General features: G+C 41.3%; 14 protein-coding genes. 2 read left to right on the top strand and 12 right to left on the bottom strand.

The window, feature by feature from the left end:
- Window positions 1–2: 2 nt before the first annotated feature.
- Complete coding sequence (locus tag QWY93_RS14265) at window positions 3–1,394, bottom strand: pectate lyase family protein (protein WP_290249039.1); 1,392 nt, start codon at window positions 1,392–1,394, stop codon at window positions 3–5.
- A 190-nt stretch (window positions 1,395–1,584) separates the two neighbouring features.
- The gene (locus QWY93_RS14260) at window positions 1,585–5,658 is read right to left on the bottom strand and encodes a hybrid sensor histidine kinase/response regulator transcription factor (RefSeq protein WP_290249038.1); all 4,074 of its coding nucleotides are present in this window, start codon (window positions 5,656–5,658) and stop codon (window positions 1,585–1,587) included.
- A gap of 256 nt (window positions 5,659–5,914) precedes the next feature.
- On the opposite strand from QWY93_RS14260, the gene QWY93_RS14255 reads away from it, so the two are divergent.
- On the top strand, window positions 5,915–6,748 hold the full coding sequence (locus QWY93_RS14255; protein WP_290249037.1) for a helix-turn-helix domain-containing protein: 834 nt from the start codon (window positions 5,915–5,917) through the stop codon (window positions 6,746–6,748).
- A 127-nt stretch (window positions 6,749–6,875) separates the two neighbouring features.
- Window positions 6,876–8,378 (top strand): aldehyde dehydrogenase family protein, encoded by a 1,503-nt coding sequence (locus QWY93_RS14250; protein WP_290249036.1) that lies wholly within the window; start codon window positions 6,876–6,878, stop codon window positions 8,376–8,378.
- Between the two features lie 149 nt (window positions 8,379–8,527).
- Here QWY93_RS14250 and QWY93_RS14245 read toward each other — a convergent pair whose 3' ends face one another.
- The 10 genes from QWY93_RS14245 to QWY93_RS14205 form a co-directional block, all read right to left on the bottom strand.
- Complete coding sequence (locus tag QWY93_RS14245) at window positions 8,528–10,108, bottom strand: BCCT family transporter (protein ID WP_290249035.1); 1,581 nt, start codon at window positions 10,106–10,108, stop codon at window positions 8,528–8,530.
- 419 nt (window positions 10,109–10,527) lie between these two features.
- Window positions 10,528–12,150 (bottom strand): alpha-L-fucosidase, encoded by a 1,623-nt coding sequence (locus QWY93_RS14240; protein WP_290249033.1) that lies wholly within the window; start codon window positions 12,148–12,150, stop codon window positions 10,528–10,530.
- Window positions 12,151–12,507: 357 nt separating this feature from the next.
- Entirely contained in the window at window positions 12,508–13,518 is a 1,011-nt protein-coding gene (locus QWY93_RS14235) for a LacI family DNA-binding transcriptional regulator (protein ID WP_290249032.1), read from the bottom strand.
- 166 nt (window positions 13,519–13,684) lie between these two features.
- Window positions 13,685–13,975 (bottom strand): glycoside hydrolase family 95-like protein, encoded by a 291-nt coding sequence (locus QWY93_RS19755; RefSeq protein ID WP_379945477.1) that lies wholly within the window; start codon window positions 13,973–13,975, stop codon window positions 13,685–13,687.
- Between the two features lie 4 nt (window positions 13,976–13,979).
- On the bottom strand, window positions 13,980–14,207 hold the full coding sequence (locus QWY93_RS14230; protein ID WP_290249031.1) for a glycosyl hydrolase family 95 catalytic domain-containing protein: 228 nt from the start codon (window positions 14,205–14,207) through the stop codon (window positions 13,980–13,982).
- Window positions 14,208–14,337: 130 nt separating this feature from the next.
- Window positions 14,338–15,699, bottom strand: coding sequence for a sugar porter family MFS transporter (locus QWY93_RS14225; protein ID WP_290249030.1), 1,362 nt, complete (start codon window positions 15,697–15,699; stop codon window positions 14,338–14,340).
- 226 nt (window positions 15,700–15,925) lie between these two features.
- Window positions 15,926–17,173 (bottom strand): glycoside hydrolase family 88 protein, encoded by a 1,248-nt coding sequence (locus tag QWY93_RS14220; protein ID WP_290249029.1) that lies wholly within the window; start codon window positions 17,171–17,173, stop codon window positions 15,926–15,928.
- On the bottom strand, window positions 17,170–19,485 hold the full coding sequence (locus QWY93_RS14215; RefSeq protein ID WP_290249028.1) for a heparinase II/III domain-containing protein: 2,316 nt from the start codon (window positions 19,483–19,485) through the stop codon (window positions 17,170–17,172). The genes QWY93_RS14220 and QWY93_RS14215 overlap by 4 nt, the downstream gene beginning before the upstream one ends.
- 119 nt (window positions 19,486–19,604) lie before the next feature.
- Window positions 19,605–21,077 (bottom strand): glycosyl hydrolase family 28 protein, encoded by a 1,473-nt coding sequence (locus QWY93_RS14210; protein ID WP_290249027.1) that lies wholly within the window; start codon window positions 21,075–21,077, stop codon window positions 19,605–19,607.
- A gap of 25 nt (window positions 21,078–21,102) precedes the next feature.
- The gene (locus QWY93_RS14205) at window positions 21,103–23,097 is read right to left on the bottom strand and encodes a glycoside hydrolase family 97 protein (RefSeq protein WP_290249026.1); all 1,995 of its coding nucleotides are present in this window, start codon (window positions 23,095–23,097) and stop codon (window positions 21,103–21,105) included.
- Window positions 23,098–23,113 lie beyond the last annotated feature (16 nt).

Raw genomic sequence — 23,113 nt, 5'->3', positions numbered from 1 at the left:
ATTTACTTAATACTGTTAATATATTTTTCCAACATCGTGTATCCATCTTCTCCCACCTTATTTCTGTCTGATGCATCGTTTGGGTTCAGGCTGTTCTTCTTTTCCCACTTATCCGGCATGCCGTCGTGATCGGTATCTTTAGGAGCAGGAGCGCTTTTCAGGACTGGCCAGCCACCTACATCGTCTTGTGAATCAATGATACCGGTTTTCTTAGAAGGATCCGTTACTTCGGCAATAGCTTTGTAACCATCCCCTTCAAAAGTTGCATAGCCACCCCGGGTTTCCTTAATGATCCTGGTGTCTATCTCATCTCTTTTTGGCAAACAAGCACCAGCATGTTCCAGTACCAGTTTATAAGCTTCTTTTGCTGATTGTTCATTGATAGGCATTGATTCCCATGGTTGGTCAAGTTTGATCTTTTCAAAGGAGATACCTGTTTGCACCCCTCCGTCCCAATTATCATTTGAAACAGTAACATTACCCTCCATCATATTATCAGCTATATACCATTTTCCAAAATCTGTTTCGCTTCTATAGCTTGGGTTGGCAATTCTGTAAGCTACTTCTCCAGGTTTAGTGGCCGGCCCCGGTTTGTAATAGTTGTTGACGATATTAAATGTTGAAAAATTAAATTTATCATTTCCAACCTGTTGTTTTTCACCACCATAACAGCTGTTGTACCCCCAGTTATAAATCACATTATTCCTGTAATCGGTATAACCGGACCCCGATGCCATCCGGGGATTTCGACTGGTATGATGTGCTAATAAATTGTGGTGGTAAGTTCCATGATTCGAACCCCATATCCCCCCAAATCCATGAGAACCCTTAGCATGATTTGATCCGCTCAGACTTTCAGAAATTAAAGACCATTGGACGGTAATACTGTCGCAATGATAGATCGACATGCATTCATCAATACTCCAGCTTGCTGATATGTGATCCAATATAATGTGATTGGTGTACCTGCTTGATACCGCATCGTAATCTTTTCCGGACACATCACCGGGACGGACCCTGATATACCGTACGATCACATGGTCTGCATCAATACCAAGGGGATGGTTCTTAAGGCAAATCCCATCACCCGGAGCGGTTTGTCCTGCGATAGTGATATACGGATTTTTGATATTTATCGGGCTTTCGAGCTCTATATTGCCGGAAACCCTGAAAATGACCGTTCTGGGCCCTTCCGCCTCCACAGCAGCCCTCAGGCTGCCTTCCCCGCTATCGTTGAGGTTGGTGACTTCATATACCACACCGCCCCGACCTCCCTTGGCGTATTTGCCATAGCCTTCGGCTGTTGGAAAGGCAAGTTGTTGGGCATGAATTTCAGAAATGAACAGGATTTGGAGCGCCAGTACCTGAAGCGCTAGTGATAATAGCTTTTTCATAATTTTGTTTCTATTGATATTTAAATCATCGTTTAGGACATGCTATGTAACGGGACATAATGATGTGCCATCGGTACATGGAAATCATTTGGGGCTTTCATACCCAAATGATCGTAGAAACAAATATGGAGTTTTGTATTTGAAGAGTGATTTACAAGCGTTCCAAAAACAATAACGGAGGGTTCAGGCACTAGATTTCGCCTTTGTTTTCAATAAATTCCCTGGGAGAAACCTTAAAATGCTTTTTGAAAGTATTGCTGAATGAGCTTGGCGTAGAAAAACCTGTCTCATAAGCTACTTCTGAAACGGTAAACTTCCCGGATTTCAACAGTTCTGAAGCCCGCTTCAGGCGAATGGAATAAATCAGCTCGGAAGCAGATACGCCTACCAGGTATTTCAGTTTTCTAAATAACTGGGTCCTGCTCAAACCGGCTTCCCTCGCCAGATTTTCTACGCTGAAATCCTGATCCTGAATGTTTTCCTCAATGATCCTGACACAACGAGTCAACAATTCCTTATCCGGATCGGGAATATCGATTTCAGACGGATTTAATTGGGCTTCCCTGGCAAACCGTTTCTTTAGCAGTTTTTGGTTTTTCAGAAGATTATCCACTTTGGCTATGAGTACCTTGGGGTAAAAGGGCTTTGTGACATAGGCGTTTGCTCCGGATCCAAGACCCTCCAGTTCATCAGAAATGGAGCTTTTGGCCGTGAGCAGAAGTACTGGAATATGGCTTGTTTTGAAATTTTTCTTGATCACGGTACACAATTCATATCCGTTCATTTCAGGCATAAGCACATCACTGATGATCAGGTTGGGCTGAGGGTACTCCAAGGCTTTTTCCATTCCTTCCAGACCATTTTTCGCAACGGTTAACCGATGGTTTTTGGAAAACAATTCCTGGAGCATGGACAGTATTTCAGCATCATCTTCTACGATTAGGATATGGTCTTCTGTCTGCTCGTGGAAGTCATCCTGGAATCCATTTTCGGACCCAAAGGTCGGATCAATATCAGGTTCAGTATCCATCAGGTTGTGAACAGGCTTTTGTACAGGCAGTTTCACAGTGAAATGGCTTCCTTTGCCTTTATCACTTTCTACATCAATGGTACCATGATGCAATGCGACCAGGTTTTTTACCAGGTCGAGCCCTATCCCTGTTCCTCTGGCAAAACCTGAACCCTGTTCGGTCCGGTAAAACCGGTCAAAAATATGTACCTTGTCGACTTCTGATATCCCAATACCATTGTCAATAACATCAATTCTCAGATCGGCCAGTGAATCGGGAACAGTTTTTTCCATACTGATCTTAACCTGGACACGACCTGACTTTGGGGTGTATTTGATGGCATTAAAGATCAGGTTTTTCAGCACTTTTTCGAAGATCTTCTGATCGATCCAGAGCTCTTTTTCTATATCTTCAATTTTGAGGTCATAGTCAATATTCTTTTCTTCGGCAGCTGGGTCCAGGTCATCAAATATCCGGGAAGATAGGTTCCCAATATTAGTTTTGCCAGGAGCAAACTTATGAGCACCTTCTTCTATCCGTTTAAACTGGATCAGTTCGTCTACCAGCGAAAACAATGCATTGGCAGAACGCTTGATTATATTCCCGTGCTTGGCCAGCTCTTCTCCAGACAATGACTGGCTTCCAGAGATTTTCTCAGCGGAAGGTATCATGACCGTAAGAGGGGTCCGTAGCTCATGGGAGATATTGGTGAAGAACCTCAGTTTGTGTTGAGTGAGAAGTTCTGACTGCTCCTTTTCATAGGTTAGTTTTTTGAGTTCCCTTCTTTTCTTTGACCTGAAGGCCAGGATCTGGTAGGTGGTATAACCGAGAGCGATGGCTGCAAGTAGATAACCGATCTTGGCCCAGACCGTGAGCCACCAGGGGGCCAGTACAGTAAAATCAATGGTCGCCACATTTTCTGACCAGGTGCCCGAGGCATCTGCTCCTTTTACCATGAATGTGTAGTGACCGGGGCTCAGGTTAGCGTAGGAAACCCTTTGGTTTTGACCGGGCTGTGACCAATCTTTGTCTATATTGGTCAACTGGTAGGTGTAAATGTTTTCTTCGGGCGAAGCGTAATCATCAATAAAGAATTCGAAAGTCAATGGTTTGCGGAATGAAAACTGATAGTTGTTTTCCTCTCCCTCTTTACCTGACCCTGCGGGTCGTGTGATTGATTTAACGCTAACCTTTGATGGAGATCTTTTTCCTAATTGGTCGTTGGGGCCATAGGATAGGACCCTATGATCTCCACCGAAAAGCAACGTGCCTTCTTTGGTTTTTAATGCGGTATGTATTCCGTAAAGACCGTATTCCTTCCCGAATTTCGATAGTTCACCTGTAGCTGGACCAAGCCGAAAAATATTCCTGTGTGTCACCAGCCAAAGGTTGTTCAGATCATCCACTGTCATTCCCCGGATACTGCCATCAAACATTTTGTATGGATACGGCTCAAAATTATTTTCTCCATTTCTGAACATATATAACCCGCTTTCCCTGGTACCGACCCAAATATTGCCTTTGGCGTCTTCGGTGATGGATCTTATTTGTGTCGGTGTAAAGCGTATGCCTTCATTGGAACTCACATTATTGATCCATTCGGTATGGTTATTTTTTATATCGTGCCTAAAGAGACCGTGGTCACGCGTTCCGATCCATAAGCGTTGCATGCTGTCTAAATAAATGACGGTGACCCATTCACCTTTCGGGTATTCAAGATGTTTGGCCATTAAAGGCTTTTGTGCGTCATTTATGCTTTCCTGGTAAAACACTCCATCGGAAGTCCCTGCCCAGATGATCCCCTTTTGGTCAACTTCCAGGAACCAAACCGCAGAGGTATGATGATTTGTAAATGTGCCTTTGGCAGGATTAAACAGACTAATCCCTTCAATGGTACCTATTAGAATCTCCTCTTCGGATTTTACTTTGATAGTATGGATCCGGTTGGTGCTGATGGCAGATTTATCTTGCGGGTGATGACTGAAGGTTTTGAAACGCCTTTTGTCCGAATTATAGCTGGCCAATCCGGAGGACCTGGAACCGAAATAGACATTTCCCTTTTCATCCTCAGCTATGGCCAGAATACTGTTGTCGCTGGATTGGCTGGGAGGGGCGTCAAAAGGTACAATCAGATCAATTCCCTCATTTTCGCTATCATATACATTCAGGCCCTTGCTTTTTGCAGTAACCCAAATGAAACCCATCCGATCTTCGTAAATGTCACGTATCTGGTCTCCCCGAAACCCTCCTGCTAAAAGATCCTGGAAGTCCCTCAATTCATAACCTGCCCCTTTTACTGAGCAGACAAAGGCCCCTGAGGATATGGTGCCTATCCAAACCCTTCCCCGCCTGTCGGTCAGCAACCTGTAGGTATCATTTGCCATAAATGGCTCCTTTGGATTCAGGTAGGCATTGATTGAGTTGAATGTGTGAGTGGAAGGATCGAAAAGGTAGAGTTCTCCTGCACTTATCCAGATAAGCCCGTTTGGGCCCTCTGTTATGGCAGAGATATCCAAAGCTTTGTCTAAAGATATCCTGTTCCAGTGCGACAACAAATGATAACTTGAGTCCAAAAGAAACAGTCCTTGATTGGTGCCCACATAAATGTTTCCGGAGCGGGCCTGGCAGATCGCCCCTATCTCCAACTCATCATAAATTCCCAGCCTGATCCGTTCAAAAATCCGCTTTTCACGATATACACAGAGACCTTTGGCTGTACCGATCAATAGATCTGAATTACTGGTCAGGAAGAGGTCAGTGATCCTGTTATCCGGCAGATCATTGGCTTGTGATGATGCAAAAAATTTCTCGAAACGATTGTCCTTATAATTTGCAGGGTCAACTTTTTTCCTGTTGAGACCATGATCCGTCCCTATCCACAGGTTATTTTGAGCATCAGCCTGAATGCACCAAATACGATTACTGGATAGAGAGGTTGAATCCTCCGGATCATGGCTGAAAACCTCAAAGTTCCGGCCGTCGAAGGAAACCAGTCCTTCGCCTTCATCACCGAACCACATCAGGCCGTTTTGATCCTGGGAAATTGCTAAAACAAACCCGGCAGGCAAACCACTACTCATATTATAATTTTTAAACCTCAGCGTGCTGGGAAGGGTATGCCCGGAAGACAAAGAATCGGGCCGTTCGATGGCTGTGCTGGATTTTGGATGTACCTGGGGAAGGAAGGTGGTCATAATACAAACCCAGGCAATAAAATATTTAAGCACTGTAAAATTCAACTGAAGTTTTTTCATTCTTCCTAAAATTAATAACCGGAAAGTAATTCAGGTAAGATTTACCGTGAAGATTTACAGATGTACCCATGATTATTCAATTTGGAACATTGGTTCAAACGATGATCCGCTTTCCCCCGATTTAGACTTCGAGACAAGGATTTTTTATTTATTTTTGAAGCTGACTATACGATTTCTTGCCTGTTAACTAGGGTTCTCACAACTTTCCCACACAGCATGGCGTAAAAATATGCTAAGTTCGCAAAATTATACCCTAATGCTCATAGAAAATATACCTGATCTTTTTTTATCCAACCTAGAGAAAATACCAGAGGTATTTATCCATGATTTTAGGATGACCTCTGATATTGTAAAAAGCAAAATCAATCTTAGAATGAATATGTTCAGCTTTTTACAGGTTGGGAAAAAACATGTTCACTTTGGGGGTTCTTCAGTTAAGGTGGACAAGAGCCAGTCCTTGCTGATAAAAAAGGGGAATTGCCTTTGGACTGAATTGCTGGACACGGAAAAAATCTATTATTGTAAACTGCTTTTCTTTTCTGAAAAAATATTGAAAACATTTCTAGAAAAGCATGTGTCCAAAGCCCAAAACGACAAAAAGGAAATTCCTTTTTTCACCATTGAAAATGATCATTATATCACCAATTTTTTAAATTCCCTTAGCGCCATCAACGAGCATCCTTCGCTTCTTTCAGATGATTTTCTTTCCATCAAATTTGAAGAAATCATGCTTTATCTCTGCTGTAAATATGGCAGTAATTTTAAAAGTTATTTACAATCATTGGTGGTAGAGGAAACTTCCCCTTTTAAAGAAATTGTGGAAAGAAATGTTTATTCCAATTTGAGGCTGGAAGAAATAGCTTTCCTATGCAATATGAGCTTATCCACTTTCAAACGTCATTTTATCAATGAATACAAAGCCTCTCCGGGAAAATGGCTGCAGGAAAAAAGACTGGAAAAAGCCAAAACCCTATTGGAACAAGGTCATTCCAAAGCCTCTGACATCTATTTGGAGATAGGATATAACAACCTGTCCAACTTTAGCTCCGCCTTCAAAAACAAGTTCGGTTTTAGCCCAAAAGACACTTAATTCATTAAAATCGATTGCTTTTTTAACACTTTGACCTTTTTTCATAACTAAGTGACTTGTTTTGATAAACTCGCATCGCGGCAGTCACTTTACATTTGCATCAAGTTCAAACTAAAAAAAAGCAATTATGGCAAATGTAACTAAGCCCACTTTTAAAGAGCAATATGGGAATTTCATCAACGGTGAATTTATCCCTCCAGTAAAAGGCGAGTATTTTGACAATGTCTCCCCAATTGACGGGAAAGTATTTACAAAAGCCGCAAGATCCTCTGAAGAGGATGTTAACCTGGCTTTGGATGCAGCACACCAGGCTTTTCCTGGATGGAGCAAAACTTCAGCAACCGATCGAAGTAATATGTTGTTGAAAATTGCCCAGATAATGGAGGACAATTTTGAGTATTTGGCCACTTTGGAAACCATTGACAATGGAAAACCCATCCGTGAATCCAGAGCTGCAGATATTCCTTATTGCATTGACCATTTCAGGTATTTTGCAGGGGTCATCAGAGCGGATGAAGGAACCGTTTCTGAACACGATAAAGATACGGTCAGTATGGTGCTTCACGAACCTGTTGGAGTTGTGGGAGAAATTATACCTTGGAATTTCCCATTGCTGATGTTGACCTGGAAAATCGCACCGGCTCTGGCAGCAGGCTGTACAGCGGTAGTAAAACCAGCAGAGCAAACCCCAACCAGTGTTATGTGCTTGATGGAGTTGATTGCTGATGTATTGCCAAAAGGTGTATTGAATATTGTTACAGGTTTCGGCAACGAAACAGGTCAGGCTTTGGCCACTTCTGATCGTGTGGCCAAACTATCCTTTACGGGTTCCACAGATACAGGACGAAAAGTACTGCATAATGCTGCAGAAAATGTAATTCCAGTAACCATGGAGCTGGGAGGTAAATCCCCAAATATTTTCCTTCCATCTGTAGCGGACAAAGACGATGAGTTTTTTGATAAGGCTATTGAAGGAGCATTGATGTTTGCATTAAACCAAGGAGAAATCTGCACCTCCCCTTCCCGGATTTTAGTGCATGAGGATATCGCTGATGTTTTTGTCGAAAAAATGAAAAAACGGTTGAAGGAGGTTAAAACCGGAAACCCATTGGACCCTGAGACCATGATCGGCTCACAGGTTTCCAAAGCCCAGTTCGAAAAAATCCTAAGCTACATTAAAATAGGCAAAGAAGAAGGTGCCACTGTCCTTGCTGGTGGGGAAGCTGGAAACTATGAGGGAGAAATTTCTGATGGTTATTATATCCAGCCTACCGTATTGAAAGGCGATAATAAGATGCGCGTATTCCAGGAAGAAATTTTCGGTCCAGTAGTTTCATTGACCACCTTTAGCTCTACTGAGGAAGCCATAGAAATAGCCAATGACACTTCTTATGGCCTTGGCGCAGGAGTTTGGAGTAGAGATGCCCATGAACTTTATCAAGTCCCTCGAGCCATCCAAGCCGGAAGGGTTTGGGTCAACCAATACCATACCTATCCTGCCCATGCACCATTTGGTGGGGTTAAAGAATCAGGATTTGGAAGAGAAAATCATAAAATCGCCCTGGATCACTACCGGGTAGTTAAAAACATGTTGATTTCTTACGACAAATCTCCTGTAGGATTGTTCTAAAACCAATTAAAAACCCCAGGTCAAGCTGGGGTTTTGTTTTTTTTCAAAGGGACTATTTTTAGGTCAAATTAGTCCTATTTAGAGTAATTCGTGGACCACTTTTCTTTTTTGTATTACTGGAAAATTACTGATTTACAATTCCACAAGAATCAATCTTCCTCTTCCTCAAGGTATTTATCCATTTTAGTAGAATGGATCCGTTTTTTTCTCTTCACACGGCTTCTTAGTTGCTTTACACGTTCTTTTTTAAGGCCCTTAAAAAGGGAATAAACCATAACAATTAAAATAATAGCAAAAGGAAGCGCAGCTAACATAACCGCCGTTTGTAAGGTGCTCAATCCTCCTCCAACCAGTAGTGAGATGGCCAATCCTCCTTCGACCATTGCCCAAAAAACCCTTGTTCCCACAGGAGCATCCAACTTTCCGCCCGTGGTGATAAAATCCACAACCAAAGAACCACTATCACTTGAGGTCACAAAGAAGCTAATGATAAGAATGATTCCTATGACACTCATGAAAATGCTCCAGGGATAATTATTCAACATCTCAAACAAGGCCGTTGATTTATCAAGTTTTACTGCTCCTGCAATATCTGCAAGTTTATGTAGCTCAAGGTACAAGGCGGATGAACCAAAAACAGTGAACCAAATAAATGAAAACAGAACAGGCAAGATGATAACCCCAGTAAGAAACTCCCTTATCGTTCTACCCCTTGAAACCCGGGCTATAAAAATCCCCACAAAGGGACTCCAGGCAATCCACCAGGCCCAATAAAAAACAGTCCAATTGTTTTGCCATTTGGTTTCAGCATATACTTCTGTATAAGTTCCCAATTCTAAAAAACCCTGGAAATAAAGCCCAATATTTTCAATAATGGAATCAAACAAAAATACGGTTGGTCCTAATATAAACATCAAAAGTAAAAATAGGAGTGCCATCCTGATATTGAGTACACTCAATACTTTCACACCTTTGTCCAAACCTGAAACAATGGAGATAGTAGCCAATGAGGTAGTTATTGCAATAAAAATCACTTGAAGAGTTAAGGTATTTTCCCAGCCAAAGAGAAAGTACAGCCCTGCTCCAACCTGCTGGGCTCCAAAACCCAAGGTTGTTGCCAACCCAAAAAGACAGGCAATCACAGCCATTACATCCACAACATGGCCAATAAACCCATGGATTTTTTGACCAAGTAAAGGATAAAATAAAGACCGTACCGATAAAGGCAGATTTCTGTTAAAAGTAAAAAATGCAAATGCCAGGGCTATCATTCCATACACAGCCCAGGGATGAAATCCATAGTGTAAAAAGGTAAATTTAAAAGCTTGCTTGGTTGCATTTATTTCACCATCAACCGGAATGGGAGGTATGGCAAAATGCTGTACGGGTTCTGCAACTCCATAATATATCAAACCAATTCCCATCCCAGCTGAAAACAACATGGAATACCATGAAAAATTATTAAAATCAGGTTGGGCATTGGGCCCTCCCAATTTGATTTTACCGAATTTGCTGAAGGTGAAAAATATGGCTGCGACCAATAGGAGGTTCATAGTAAGCACAAAAAATCCCCCAACACTATCGTAAAGCTGATTTCTTAAATCAAGGAAATACTCCTTAACAGGTTCCCCAAAAATAATGGCAACAGAAACAAATAAAAGGGTAATTAAAGCAGCTGGTATAAATACTGGTAAATGAAAATCAAAAACCTTCTTTTTGGACTTACCCATAATCTCCTTTCAATTCATTTAGGAACCAGTTAAAATATTCAAACGGTTCCTTTTTTCTATCAATTTAATCGTTCAAAGCTATAATTTACTTTTTTCAATGACAATGCTGTCCTAAATAATTTTTGAATGGGTAATTATTATGTATTTCCGTGCAAATTGGGGGCATTTTAAGTTGAGTTTGGAAACAGGCCCCATGTAACGAATCCTTCGGAGGCCTGTGAGACTCAACAAATGTGCTTTCGTGCCATTTTTTCAGTTCGATTTTAACAAAGATGTTAAGCCAGATAAATACGACCAGGTTAGAGAGGTGACATCCAAATTTAGCTTTTACCTACATTACCTTGAGCAACAGGATGGTGATCAATAGTCTTATTTATATTCTTATAAAATGTTTTTTCAGGTCTACTATATAGCAAGATTCAATAAATTTTGAGCACAAGAGGTGCATCCATATCCTTTTTGGCTGGGAGTTTAACGACTAACCCCTCTTCATCAAATTTGTATGAAACCAGTTTATCTCCCAACATCTCCACTTCATTTAAATTTTCACTGTAGTACGGACTCCCAGGTGCTAACGATTTAACGACTACTTCTTCATTATTTTCAGGCCATTCCATCACCACAGCATAAAGAACATCACCATTTTTGGTAAAACGAATATCTTTGGAAGTATAGGGAGCGCCTTTACCCTCATTAAAACCTTGTGCCTGAATGGGTGCGGCATTATCCACTTTGGGTCCTTCCCCATAGACATGCCATGGTCGGGTTTCATAAATGCATTCACTGTTGATCTCCATCCACTTAGCAATATCTTCCACCACAGCCAATTCTTTTTCATCTATCGAACCATCTCCCCTAATTGGTACATTAAGCAGAAGATTTCCATTCTTGCTCACAATATCCACCAACATCTGCATCACCGTTTTGGCAGATTTGTACCCATCCCTATCGTACACACTCCTATCATAATGCCAGCCTCCTAAACAGGTACAGGACTGCCAGGGTTGGTCCTGGATTTCATTGGGTGCCCCACGTTCCACATCCCATACCAAAGCGTCTTTTTGACCCTCAGTAAGGATTTTTCCAAACAATACTGCTTCCAGGTCACCGTCATGACGTAGCATATTCTTATTGTAATAATGGGCCGCAATCTCCAAGCCTACATGGCTCACTGGCCATAGCGGAAGTGCCGTATCATCAAAATATACCAGATCCGGTTCGTATTTGTTGATCATGTCCACCGTCCGGTTATAAAAATTAGTACTGTATTCCTTGGATGGGGGGACAGCTCCATTTTCCCAACCCCACTGGCCATGGATTGCGCCCAGATCTTCGCTGTTTTCACTTAGCGGATGGTTTTGGGCATAAAGATCCTGGGGATCAAGGCCTTCCCACCATGTACCTTTACCATCTGCTTTGGTCAAGGTTCCATCATAGGGTACCCCGGCATAGTCACCGGTTTTATCTGCCAACTGGCTGGTTTCGTACCACCGCCAGGCATGGGCGGAATGGATACTGACCCCAAAAGGCAAACCATTTTCCTTGGCGGCCTTTGCCCAGCCCGCCAAAATATCTTTTTTTGGACCCAAGTTCACAGAGTTCCACTTCTGATAATGACTGTCCCAAAGATCCATATTGTCATGGTGATTCCCCATGGCAAAGAAATATTTCGCCCCTGCCTTTTTATAAAGGGCCACCAGTTTTTCAGGATCCCACTTTTCCGCCTTCCACTCATGGATCACGTCCTTAAAGCCGAATACCGAAGGATGCCCATAATGTTCAGTATGGTGATTATATTGCCCATGGCCTTCGGAGTACATGTGCCTGGCATACCAATCCCCAGCCTCCGGCTGGCACTGCGGACCCCAATGCGCCCAAATACCAAATTTGGCATCCCGAAACCATTCCGGTACTTCATACTGCCTCAATGACTCCCATGTAGGTTCAAACTTACCTGATTGGAGAGGTTCCTTTTCTTGCTCCTGACCTACCGCCAAATGGCAGATCGCAACAAACATCAACAATGTGGCTTTTAATTTCATATTGGATAAATTGTTAATTGGGTTATTTTTTTACTGTTCATCGGTTCTCTTCATTTCAAAACCAGGATTTTCTTTCCCCTTTACCAAAAATAAAATGCCATTGCTCATACTCTTGGATCAGTTTTTCATCCTCTTTAAGGTCAAGGGCCATGCAGCATTTATTCATAAATGGAAAAAGATGGTCTAACAATCTTTTCGCAACAATACTAAACAAATATTTATGATCATTCCAGTCAAACGTTTGGCCATATCATCATTTATCTTTTATAAAAACAATTTTCATCCCAAAAAATAATACCATTAAAACCATAAAACGCTCCCCAATCAATATGTTCTCTCTATTTCACATGTATAATCCTATTTTATACTCCTTGTAGAATCCCTTATAACTAACTTGGTTTTCAAACAGGAAGTCATAATTTCATCGGAAGGCTGGTTGATTTTTTGTAACAAATACCCCGCGGAAATTCGCCCGATTTCAAAAGGGGACTGCTCCACAGTAGTCAGTTTAGGGGAAACATAAGTGGATAGGGGTTCATTGGCATATCCGATAATACCTATATCATCAGGGATTTTCTTCCCCGTTTTTCCAATAATATCGTAAGCCCCAAAAGCATCATAATCACTAAAGGCAAAAATTCCGTCTATGTCCTCCTTGAGGATCAAATGTTCGAGTTTTTGGGCAAAATCCTTTTCAGTTGGTGAAATTACCCAATCCCGTCTATATGGTATTCCATGCCTTTTAAGGCCTTCCTTGTATCCCATGTGTCTGTTAAAAGCCGTGAAAATATAATCAGGGCCTTTTAAATGGATGATACGTGAACAGCCTGTTTGAACTAGGTGATTTACCGCATTAAATGCTCCCTCATAATCGTCTGTAACCACATAGGTAGCTTGGATATCCTCACACAACCTGTCCATTAACACCAAAGGTATCCCGGCATCAATCACTTCCTGAATATGACCAAACTCATCTCCTTCATTTCCAATAATCGCCAAAACCCCATCAACTTGGGAATCGATAAAGGTCTGACAGGATTTTATTTCTTTGTCCTGCAGTTGATCAGATACACAGATCACCAAATGGTATCCCGCCTCATAGGTGACACTTTCAATTCCTGAAAGCACTTTGTTGAAAAAATGATGGGTGAACTCAGGAAGTAAGAGTCCCAAGTTGTAGGTCTTGTTTTCAATCAGACTTTTCGCAAATCGGTTGGGACGATACCCCCACTTATTGGCCAATTCAATGATTTCCTTCCTTTTTTGCTCTCCCACCTTCTTACCGCTATTTAATGCCCTGGATACTGTGGACGGGGTCACATCCAATTCTTCGGCAATATCCCTAATGTTTATCCTCTTCTTTTTCACCCTATTTTTTTGATCATTATCTTGATTTCACCAGCTGCCTTATCCATTTCAGGAAGTCTCTTACTTAAGCTTGTGAAACAGAGATGCCAGCAAAAGTGAAGAGTAAAAATCAAATTCAAAACCTACATTTTAAATACTTTTCGTTTTGAATAAAAATTTTCCTTTTTCATTTGATTCTTGTTAATCTATAAGTTTTGTTCTTGGAAGTCATAATTTTCACTGATTCATCACCCATTTGAGCATTTTTGGCTAGGATCTCCCCTGATTCATAAATCAACTTCGTATTTGCCGGAAGGCTTAATGACAGCTCCCTTCTTATTGGGAAAGTTATATTGGCTTCCCTCAATGACGCTTTCTGTCTATTAAAATCCACCACAAAACCACCTCTAGCGCGCATCCCCTTTATCTCTCCGGCTTTCCAAGTGGGGGCTTTTGGTAGCGCAGGTAATAAACGTATCGATTCATAAAATTATTGGTGCTTTAAACGTATTGCCAAAAAGCTCTCTGCCAATCTGCATATCTATCGTGGGCCCCATCCAGGTATGACCAATATTTCCATTGGGTTTCACGTAGGAATTTTCCGGGAAACTGGATGGAGCGATAACTAAAAAGCCATGCTCAGGCTCTTCAATCAGCACAGAAGAAAGAAATTCCGCTGCTTCTTTTAACACAGGATAATATTTCTTCAAATACCATTCTCCCTAATTGTCCATTACCAACAGGAAGAGCCTCAATATGATTTTCGGCAGGCTTTAAAAAAAATAAATCCAAACCCGATTTCACTTTTTGTCCAGCTGATTGACAATCTTATAAAGTAATTTAACCAAATCCATTTACCTCTAAAATTTTGTCCTCTTTTTTTACAAGTTCCTCTTGTAACTCTTCCAATGATTTACCCTTAGTTTCAGGCAGCATTTTAATGGCAAAAACCAAATGAAGCCCCATGGCGAGGGCAAAAAAGCCAAAAGCCAAAGTCCCACCAATTTCCAGTTCAGCCACCATCGGAAAGGTCCAGGTCATCACTGCCGCCCAAAACCAATGGACAAAAGTCCCAAAAGCCTGTCCACTTGCTCGAACTGCATTGGGGAAAATCTCTGAAATAAACACCCAAATCACTGCACCTTGTGAGAAGGCAAAGCTGGCGATAAAACCAATCAGATAAACCAGCACGCCATATCCGGAAAAGTTCTGCACATGAAAGGACCATGCTGTAAGGCTTAAGAAAATAATCATCCCCACAGAACCCACAATAAGAAGTTTCTTCCTGCCAAATTTATCGATAATGCTCATTGCAATAACGGTAAATACCATATTGGTAAGACCAATAGCAATAGCTTGCAGAAACGCAGTATCTTCTGCTAATCCCGTCATTCCAAAAATCCTTGGGGCATAATACATGATCGCATTAATCCCGGAAAATTGATTAAAAGTGGCAAGCAAAAAGGCAAGTAATAATGGGTAGCTATATTTTTTGGAGAACAATTTCACATGGCCCAATTGCCTATCCTCCCTAAGGGAATCCTTTATGGATTGCAGTGTTTTTTGAGGAAGTTTGTTTCCAAGTTTTTCCAATACAAAAAAAGCTTCTGCATTCCTGTCCATTTTCACCAACCACCTTGGACTTTTTGGAATTAGAAAGAGTAGACCCAAGAACAACACAGCGGGAACAGCTTCTACTCCCAGCATCCACCGCCAGGCATCAACTTCAATATTTAGGTTAATCACAAAGTTGGACAAAAATGCCAGCAGGATGCCGAAAACTATATTGAATTGGAAAAGGCCCACCAACCTGCCCCGGAAAGCTGCTGGGGCAATTTCTGAAATATACATAGGCCCAAGCACGGAAGAAGCTCCAACCCCGAGACCACCCAAGAAACGGTAAAATATAAAGGCTTCCCAAGAAACAGTCAAAGCACAACCTATGGCTGAAACAGCATAAAATATGGCCAGGACGATCAGTGAATTTCTCCTTCCAAAACGGTCACCAGGTTTTCCGGCAAACATTGCCCCGATAATGGTTCCAATCAAGGCAATGGCATTGGTAAAGCCATGTTGAAAACTGTCCAGGCCAAATACCTCCTTAATGGATTGTTCAGCACCTGAAATCACCGCGGTATCAAATCCAAATAGCAATCCGCCCAAGGCCGCCACAATGGCCCCCAGAAATAATTTTTTCGACATAATATTAATAGGTATTATTGGTCAATTAAATAGATTTTAGATATTAGACTCGTGCACTTTGTACTTCTCTAAATTGCGTTGAAGGATTTCTTAAACATCCTTTTTCCTATTGGAGGAGGGAGAGTCTGATGGTCAATTTTTATTTTCCCAAAGTCCTACTGACTGAATTAATAAAGGGTATTCAGACCACAAGGAATTTAATCTTTGTACTTGATACTTAATACTTCTAGTGACCTAACAAATGGCTCAATACATTTTCCCCTTCCATTAACTTTTTAAGGCGGATCAATCCCTCTACATAATAATAATCTGCATAATTAATGGAGGCATCAATCTCAGAACCTGCAGGATGATGGCCAGTGGAATGCAAAAGGAAGGCTGGGTTTTCTTCCCCACTTTGATACTTGTCAGTGGAAAGTTCTTCCAACATTTTTTTGGCCAATTCCCTGTACTTTTCTCCTTTTTCACCTTCTACATATCCTCCCAACTCCAATAATGCGGAGGAAGTCACTGCTGCTGCAGAAGCATCTTTGGGAACATCAGGAATTCCAGGGGCATCAAAATCCCAATAAGGAATCAAATCTTCTGGCAGTCTTTCCAGATAAATATCTGTCACTTGCTGTGCGAAATCCAAAAATTCGGGATCCTTGGTCTCACGGTAAACCATGGTATAACCATAAATCGCCCAGGATTGCCCCCTAGCCCACATAGTGGAGTCTGCATATCCTTGGTGAGTGACACCTTTGATTTTCTCACCTGTTTCGCGATCATACACTACCACATGGTAGGAAGAATGATCTTCCCTAAAGTGGTTTTTCATGGTCGTTTCTGCATGCTCTATAGCAATCTCCCTATAGGTACTGTCACCACCATGGTTTGCACTCCACAGTAAAAGTTCCAGGTTCATCATATTGTCCATGATGGTATTGTGCTGAGGCCATTCCATATTAGGTACATCCCTTGGCCAGGAAAGAATGGTACCCACCTTAGGGTTGTAAAGGGTAGTCAATTGTTGGGCAGCATCATTGATGATGGCTTTATATTCTGGATTTTGGGTCAAACGGTAACCATTTCCAAAACTGCAGAAAATCTGAAATCCAATATCATGGTCCAAAGGTGGCTGCTGGGATAATGGGGTCAAAAAACGGGTATATTTGTCCGCTGCATTTTTCCATTTATCGGTCTGAGCATACTCATAGAGATACCAAAGTGTCCCGGGCCAAAAGCCACTGGTCCAATCCTCTACAGGAACATACCGCCATTCTTTTTTACCCTGATTAATGGTCCTTGGGAAAATAGAACACTCAGGTAACATCCTCATCGTTTTTTCCGCCTGTCCCAAACAATAATCCAGCTGGGCATTGACATCAAAGTGATTAGTTTCTTCGGTTACTTCTTTTTGGGTTTTGCCTTCACAGGAACATAGCAAGATTGTTGCTCCCAGGATAAGCCCACCTAGGTTTATCTTTTTCATTCTGCTTGATTATTCTTTTTAAATTTGAAGAAATGGCCTCCCAGTGCTTTATCTTGGGTGACATCAACTTTCTGTTGGTTTACCTTTATTTGATTGGATGGGGTTCGAATAAAAACTTTGGTTCCCTCCTGCCCATCAAAGCTGAGGGATGTTACTTTTCCAAAATCCACCCCTGCAAAGAATTTCGATAAAGAATGCATCAATACTTGGCCATCCCTTCTCAAATAACTTCCATGGCCTATAAAGAGGTTTTGAATATTTTCCAGTTTGGATCGGTCGGCACCTTCCTCGAAAGTTAAGGCGGTTAAATAGGCATCGGTTTTCCAACCGTTCATATCATTTACGCTATTTCGGTGCTTTAATCTGCCATCAGCCAACAAATTAAAATACACCTCCGTTATTTTTCCATTTTGGATAATCCTTAATCCTAAAAAGTCCTTCCCCTCAAATCTTTCTACTATAGGTATATCTTTACCATCCTCTTTTAACAAAATAGCATTGACAAATTTGGTCCGTGATGTTTCTTCAAAATGGCTGATGGACCAGTAAGGCTCTTGTTTTTCGTGGTGATGATCATTATAGCCCATTTTTTTTTCCAAGTTCATCTGTTCAGGAAAATCATGAGGCAAGCCACCATCAGGGAATTCTTCCGGGAATAGTGGGTGAACCAAAACCTCTGCACTGCCATCTTTTATAGAAAGATCTTTTCCATTCCTTCCGGACTCTCCATTATAATGGAGCAACCATTCAAAATTACCTGGCTCATGGGCAAGGAGATCATCGATTACCAAAATCACATCTCCAATCCAAAGGAAATTTCGATAGTTCCTTCTCAACAAATGGGCATAGGGTCCGGATGCATCTGCCAATAGATACTTAAAATCTTCTCCTTCTATCAGGTGATGTAAATTGCCATGATTGACGGTACCAAAATAAGGATCCTTTCTGTCCTGGCCTTTTCCATCAAAAAGAATCACATTATGGGCTTCACTTTGACAGTAATATTGAGTATATAAGGGATTTGCATAAGATGAATTACCAGAATCAATAATCAGGTTTTTTCCCTTATGAAACAGGATATAAGACCCTGCATCGGCATGGGAATGGTTCCAGCTAAACCCGGATTTTACAGCCAGCATGGTAGCATCTTTTTTCCATGAATTTCTCATGGTAGCCCAATCCATATCTGCATATAACTTTGAAAGCGGAAGGTCTGGAGAGTAATCATTTTTCAATTCCGGCAACTCAGGATACAGCATCAGCCCATTTGGTGAGTATAACTGAAATCCTTCCCTATCAGCACCTTGACTGGATTGCTTTAGGTACCAGGAATAGCGTTCCTTTTGATATCCCATATTGTATAAAAGCACTACGCAGGCATTTCCTGTTTTGTCAATCCTACTATCCCCAAAGTTGACCGAAAGTGGCTTTCCATCCTTGACATAATAGGTGGTGTAAATAAAAAAGTCAGCCATTTTTTCCAACACTGATAGTTCAGGCTGTGGTATTTCTGGCATGACATGTTCTATACTATAGCGAAAAAGTAAGTATTGGGATACGCCAAAAGCGGCATAATTGATGCTTTCATAAAAGCCACCATCCTTATCAAAATTTGGTATTTTGTTTTGAAGCACACTACCGGAATAATTGACCCATTCAGGGCCAGTGGCTGAGATTTGCTCCACCCATTCCTTAGCTTCGGGGATTTCATTGCGGATGGCCATGGCCGCATATCCAGCCATATACACACAGGCGCTCCACCAGTTATGGCCCATGGTATCAAATGTATGAAAGTTTGTTTCAGGGTTTATCCAATCCCCCATTTGAGGTTGGATGCCCAATCGCACCATTCCTTCTGCAATGATTTTTCTATCTCCTTTTGACAGGTAATTATAGGCTGCATCATAACCCAAGGAAAGGAAAAAACAGGTATGGGCCGTTCCCAAACCGCCTTTCCAGGAAGGGGCTCGATTTAGGAGTTCCCGACCTTCCCAGGTTTCCTTACCAACATAATACAAAAGGGTTTGGCGAATGGCCTCGGCGAAGCGTCCGTCTCCGGTCATGCGATAAACAGTGGCCAAAACCTGGCAATCTGCTGCCGACCACCTATCTCGTTCCATCAATTTTTCCGCTTGTTCCAGCTTCTCTTTCCAAGCATTGGCCACTTCATCGTTTTGCTCAATATTTCTTTTAAGGCGGGCAATATTCTGGTCGGTATGCAGTAAATATTCCCGCTTTTGAGCCCAAACAGTATTTAAACAGAAAATTGTAATTAGAATTAAAACAACAAATGTTTTCAAGTAGTTAATCATGGGTTATTGATTGATATAAAAACTTCTTTTTTTCCGCAAATGAGAATAGGAAGAACGCCGGGCTAGTTAGTTTTTTCATTGCGTACATTGCAAAACCAATGTGCACCTTGCGGTTAACCTTAGTCATCAGTTTTAATAAAAGAAACACCTTCCACATGCTCGCCAACATAAATATTAGCCAAGTCGGAAGTCTTATACCAGGAAGGCTTTCCTTCCATATGGTCATGGATGATTTCTCCATTAACACTCAGATTTTCAAACCGAATATTCTTTATTCCCCTTTCCTCGTTATAGCCTGAAATAATAGACAATTCAGCATTATTACCGATATAGGAAATGTTTTTAAACAATACATTTTCAATTCCCTTTCCAGGAGCTTTACAATATTTTTTGTTGTAGAAGATCCTCAAGTTAATCAATTGGCCTTGCCTAAAATCCTCTATTCGAATATCTTCAAACCGCACATTTCGAATAAGGTTGTTATCCCCACCATTGATAGCCAAACAGCCCTGATAATCAATTTGGGTCTCCTTATGATCAAGGATATCAATATTCTTAAAAGTAAGATCTTCAATCACATCGGGATTTTCTGCATTTCCATGTATCCCAATAAAAATAGGATGGGCCACATCTGCCCAAAGGGTTGAATTCTGCATGGTGATGTTTTTCGCTCCTCCTATAAAGTCCTTTCTTGTGGCATAAACGGTGGTGCAATCATCTGAATTTCTACAAAACACCCCATCATAAAGCACATTGTTACTGGCAAATACATTCATGCCATCCCCCCATCCATAATAACTGATGCTTTTTACATTTCGGATGGTCATATCTTTGGATCCTCCTGTAGCGCATTGGGTTGTAAAAATTCCTTCCACTAATACATTATTGGAATTCGAGATATGCACTCCCATTTTAACCGTATGCTCCACCATTCCTCTGCCAATAACTTTGACATTTTCGGCATCATGGATCAATAGCTGTCCCCGTAATATTGCATCTCCAGAGATGTAAACCGTTTTATTAGAGGGAACCAAAAATTTATTATCCTCAAATTCATGAATACCAGCTCCAAAATAAATCACATTTGGATCATCTTTATCAGGAATTGAATCCAAAACCGGATTGGCAAACAAATGCAGGTTATGGAAAATATCCCCATTTACCTCAACAGAAAGATTCCTTGGTTCACTAAGTTTAAAAGTCATGACATCCCCTTTGACATAAGGCATGATTTCATAGGACAAAGGCCGAACCTTTGCCGTTTCAATCCTGCCTTTTTTGGACTTTACCATCACTTCAACTTCTCCCGAAAAGTCAAAATAGGACATTGAAGATTCCTTTACGGTGTGCTTTCCTCCAACTACCTCATCGACTTTAATCAGGTATTCCGGCAGATTTTTCCACTCCTTACCGGGTATCCTAACTTTTACAGTAAAATCTTCATTTAACAAGGCTCCTTCTGGAGCTTGATAGGTTACCAATTCCTGGGCTTTTAGGGACAAAGGGAAAACAGTTACCAAAAAGGCAACCATTTTCACCAGTCCCTTAACACAGGTCAAATAGGTAGGTTTGTATTGAGTAATACTTAACATTATCTTGAGTTTTTCTTTTTTCAGTTTAAAGACCAGATGAAGGTAATTTTTTATACCCACTAATGCTTTCCACTGCTTCCAAGTGGAGGGCAGCTCCTCCACTTGCTTTAAGAACCAACTTAAGATTATCTCCCTTTTTCACTGCATATTTATGGATGGCCACTTGGGTACGTGTATCCACTGTTTCATCATCCAGATATAAATGGGCAATATAGTTTTGGCCATCTTCTAAAAAGTCCAAAGGAACTGATAAGTCCCTGGCATCCGTATTGGTAATTGAACCTATAAACCAATCCTTATTGTCCCTTCGGGCAACAGTAATGTATTTTCCAATTTCACCATTAATCACCTTTGTATCATCCCAAACCGTTTTCACTTTATCAAAAAATTCAATTTCTGGTTCCCCTTGGTAAAAATTAGGTTTGTCATACCAGAACATATATTGCAAAGGACTATAATAAACCACAGAAAGTGCCAGTTGATGGGCATGAGTGGTTTTTATACGGTTATTGTAATAACAAATGGTGTAGTCCCCAGCCCCAGCCAAATACCGGGTGAATGGCAATATAGTATTATGGTCTGCATCGGGCATTTCCTCATTGCCCCGGATGCCTTCTTGGGTCATCAAATTGGGATAGGTTCGGCTAAATCCTGTTGGTCTATATTCATCATGAACATTGACCATCAAGTGATGATAGGCAGCTTTCGTTATGGCTTCATGCATCCAACTGGTCCATTTGTCAGAACCAATTTGAACAAATCCAAACTTAAGGCCCCTTAGCCCCCAACTTTGGTACAAAGGTAATAGCTCGTCCAACTGCCACGAAAGCGGTCTTTGATTGACATAGACGAAAATTCCAATATCCTTGGTAGCCCCATAATTGATCACTTCCTGCAAATCCAGATCGCGATCAGGATCAATAGTACTTGCATCCGTGGAAAATTTCACTTCTGGACCGTACCAACCCGCATCCAAATGAACATACTGAATGTTTCTCTCTGAAGCAAAATCCACAGCTTCCTTGGCCGCTTCCGTGGTCAAATCTGAACGGAAAACTTTCCCGGGTTTTATCCAGGAAGTATTGGCAATTTGATTTTTGGGATTCAGGTTGAGGATCAAATCATTATTTTCCAAAAGCTGTCCTGGTTGCTCTGCTGCCATGATCACTCTCCAGGGAGTACTGTAAGGGCTGATCACATCGACCTCATTATAAAGAGAGGTTTCCAGGGTATTGGGCTTATCTTCACTTAACCTGAACTTTGTTCGGGCAAAATTTACCAATCGGGCTTCTGTCAATGCCAAGGTCAGGCCGTTTTCCAAAGTCAAAGTCAAAGGCCTCTCACTTTCCTCAGGCCAATTTTTCAAAGGCTTCAATTCATACGGCCCCTGCGCCCAACCTTCATAATAGGCCATGGTTCCTTCCGGGAGTGTAAATGAAGTTTGTTCACCTGTAATATGGAGAAAAAGGCCATTGCTGGTTTCTGGAAAATGATAACTGAAAGCAATACCTTCATCATAGGCCCTGATCACCAAATCCATATTATATTGCTGACGCTTGTCGTAAAATTTCCCGGAATGGCCTTTTACCAACCCCTCTTCCGGGTTTCCATATTTCTGAAAATGTAAAGTAAGCTCATTATAATGGTTACGGATTTCATTTCGTTCACCATACAATGGCTTCCATGTTTCATCTTGAACATCTTTGGTAGTAGCGATCAAATCCAGATTTTCACCCCAAACAGTAGTCGTATCATTGGGTACAGCTAAGGCAGATTCGAAAAGTTGGTTTTCAATCAATACTCCAAGCTCAGATTCTAAAATAATAGATTGCCCATTAAAATCTACGGTATAGTAAAGTTGCTTTTTCCCTTTTTCCAATTCTTTCTGATAAACCTCAAATTTGAAATTCCCATCAGGGGAATGGAGGGTATTTTTGGTGTCTTCAAGGATCCTTTGGGCAAATCCTATAGTAAAGGAAAAAACAGCACAAACAAGAAGAGTAGCTCTTTTAAAGTTCATTTAATTTTATTTTGGG

The organism is Echinicola jeungdonensis, from assembly GCF_030409905.1.
Classification (GTDB): domain Bacteria; phylum Bacteroidota; class Bacteroidia; order Cytophagales; family Cyclobacteriaceae; genus Echinicola; species Echinicola jeungdonensis.
Note: the sequence above shows the minus strand (reverse complement) of the source record. Positions and strands in the feature narration are given on the sequence as shown.

Bases quoted from the DNA above. Each gene is read 5' to 3' on its own strand.
- QWY93_RS14225 (WP_290249030.1), bottom strand. From the start codon at position 15,699: ATGTCGAAAAAATTATTTCTGGGGGCCATTGTGGCGGCCTTGGGCGGA.
- QWY93_RS14220 (WP_290249029.1), bottom strand. From the start codon at position 17,173: ATGAAAAAGATAAACCTAGGTGGGCTTATCCTGGGAGCAACAATCTTG.
- QWY93_RS14255 (WP_290249037.1), top strand. From the start codon at position 5,915: ATGCTCATAGAAAATATACCTGATCTTTTTTTATCCAACCTAGAGAAA.
- QWY93_RS14205 (WP_290249026.1), bottom strand. From the start codon at position 23,097: ATGAACTTTAAAAGAGCTACTCTTCTTGTTTGTGCTGTTTTTTCCTTT.
- QWY93_RS14210 (WP_290249027.1), bottom strand. From the start codon at position 21,077: ATGTTAAGTATTACTCAATACAAACCTACCTATTTGACCTGTGTTAAG.
- QWY93_RS14245 (WP_290249035.1), bottom strand. From the start codon at position 10,108: ATGGGTAAGTCCAAAAAGAAGGTTTTTGATTTTCATTTACCAGTATTT.
- QWY93_RS14265 (WP_290249039.1), bottom strand. From the start codon at position 1,394: ATGAAAAAGCTATTATCACTAGCGCTTCAGGTACTGGCGCTCCAAATC.
- QWY93_RS14240 (WP_290249033.1), bottom strand. From the start codon at position 12,150: ATGAAATTAAAAGCCACATTGTTGATGTTTGTTGCGATCTGCCATTTG.
- QWY93_RS14215 (WP_290249028.1), bottom strand. From the start codon at position 19,485: ATGATTAACTACTTGAAAACATTTGTTGTTTTAATTCTAATTACAATT.
- QWY93_RS14250 (WP_290249036.1), top strand. From the start codon at position 6,876: ATGGCAAATGTAACTAAGCCCACTTTTAAAGAGCAATATGGGAATTTC.
- QWY93_RS14260 (WP_290249038.1), bottom strand. From the start codon at position 5,658: ATGAAAAAACTTCAGTTGAATTTTACAGTGCTTAAATATTTTATTGCC.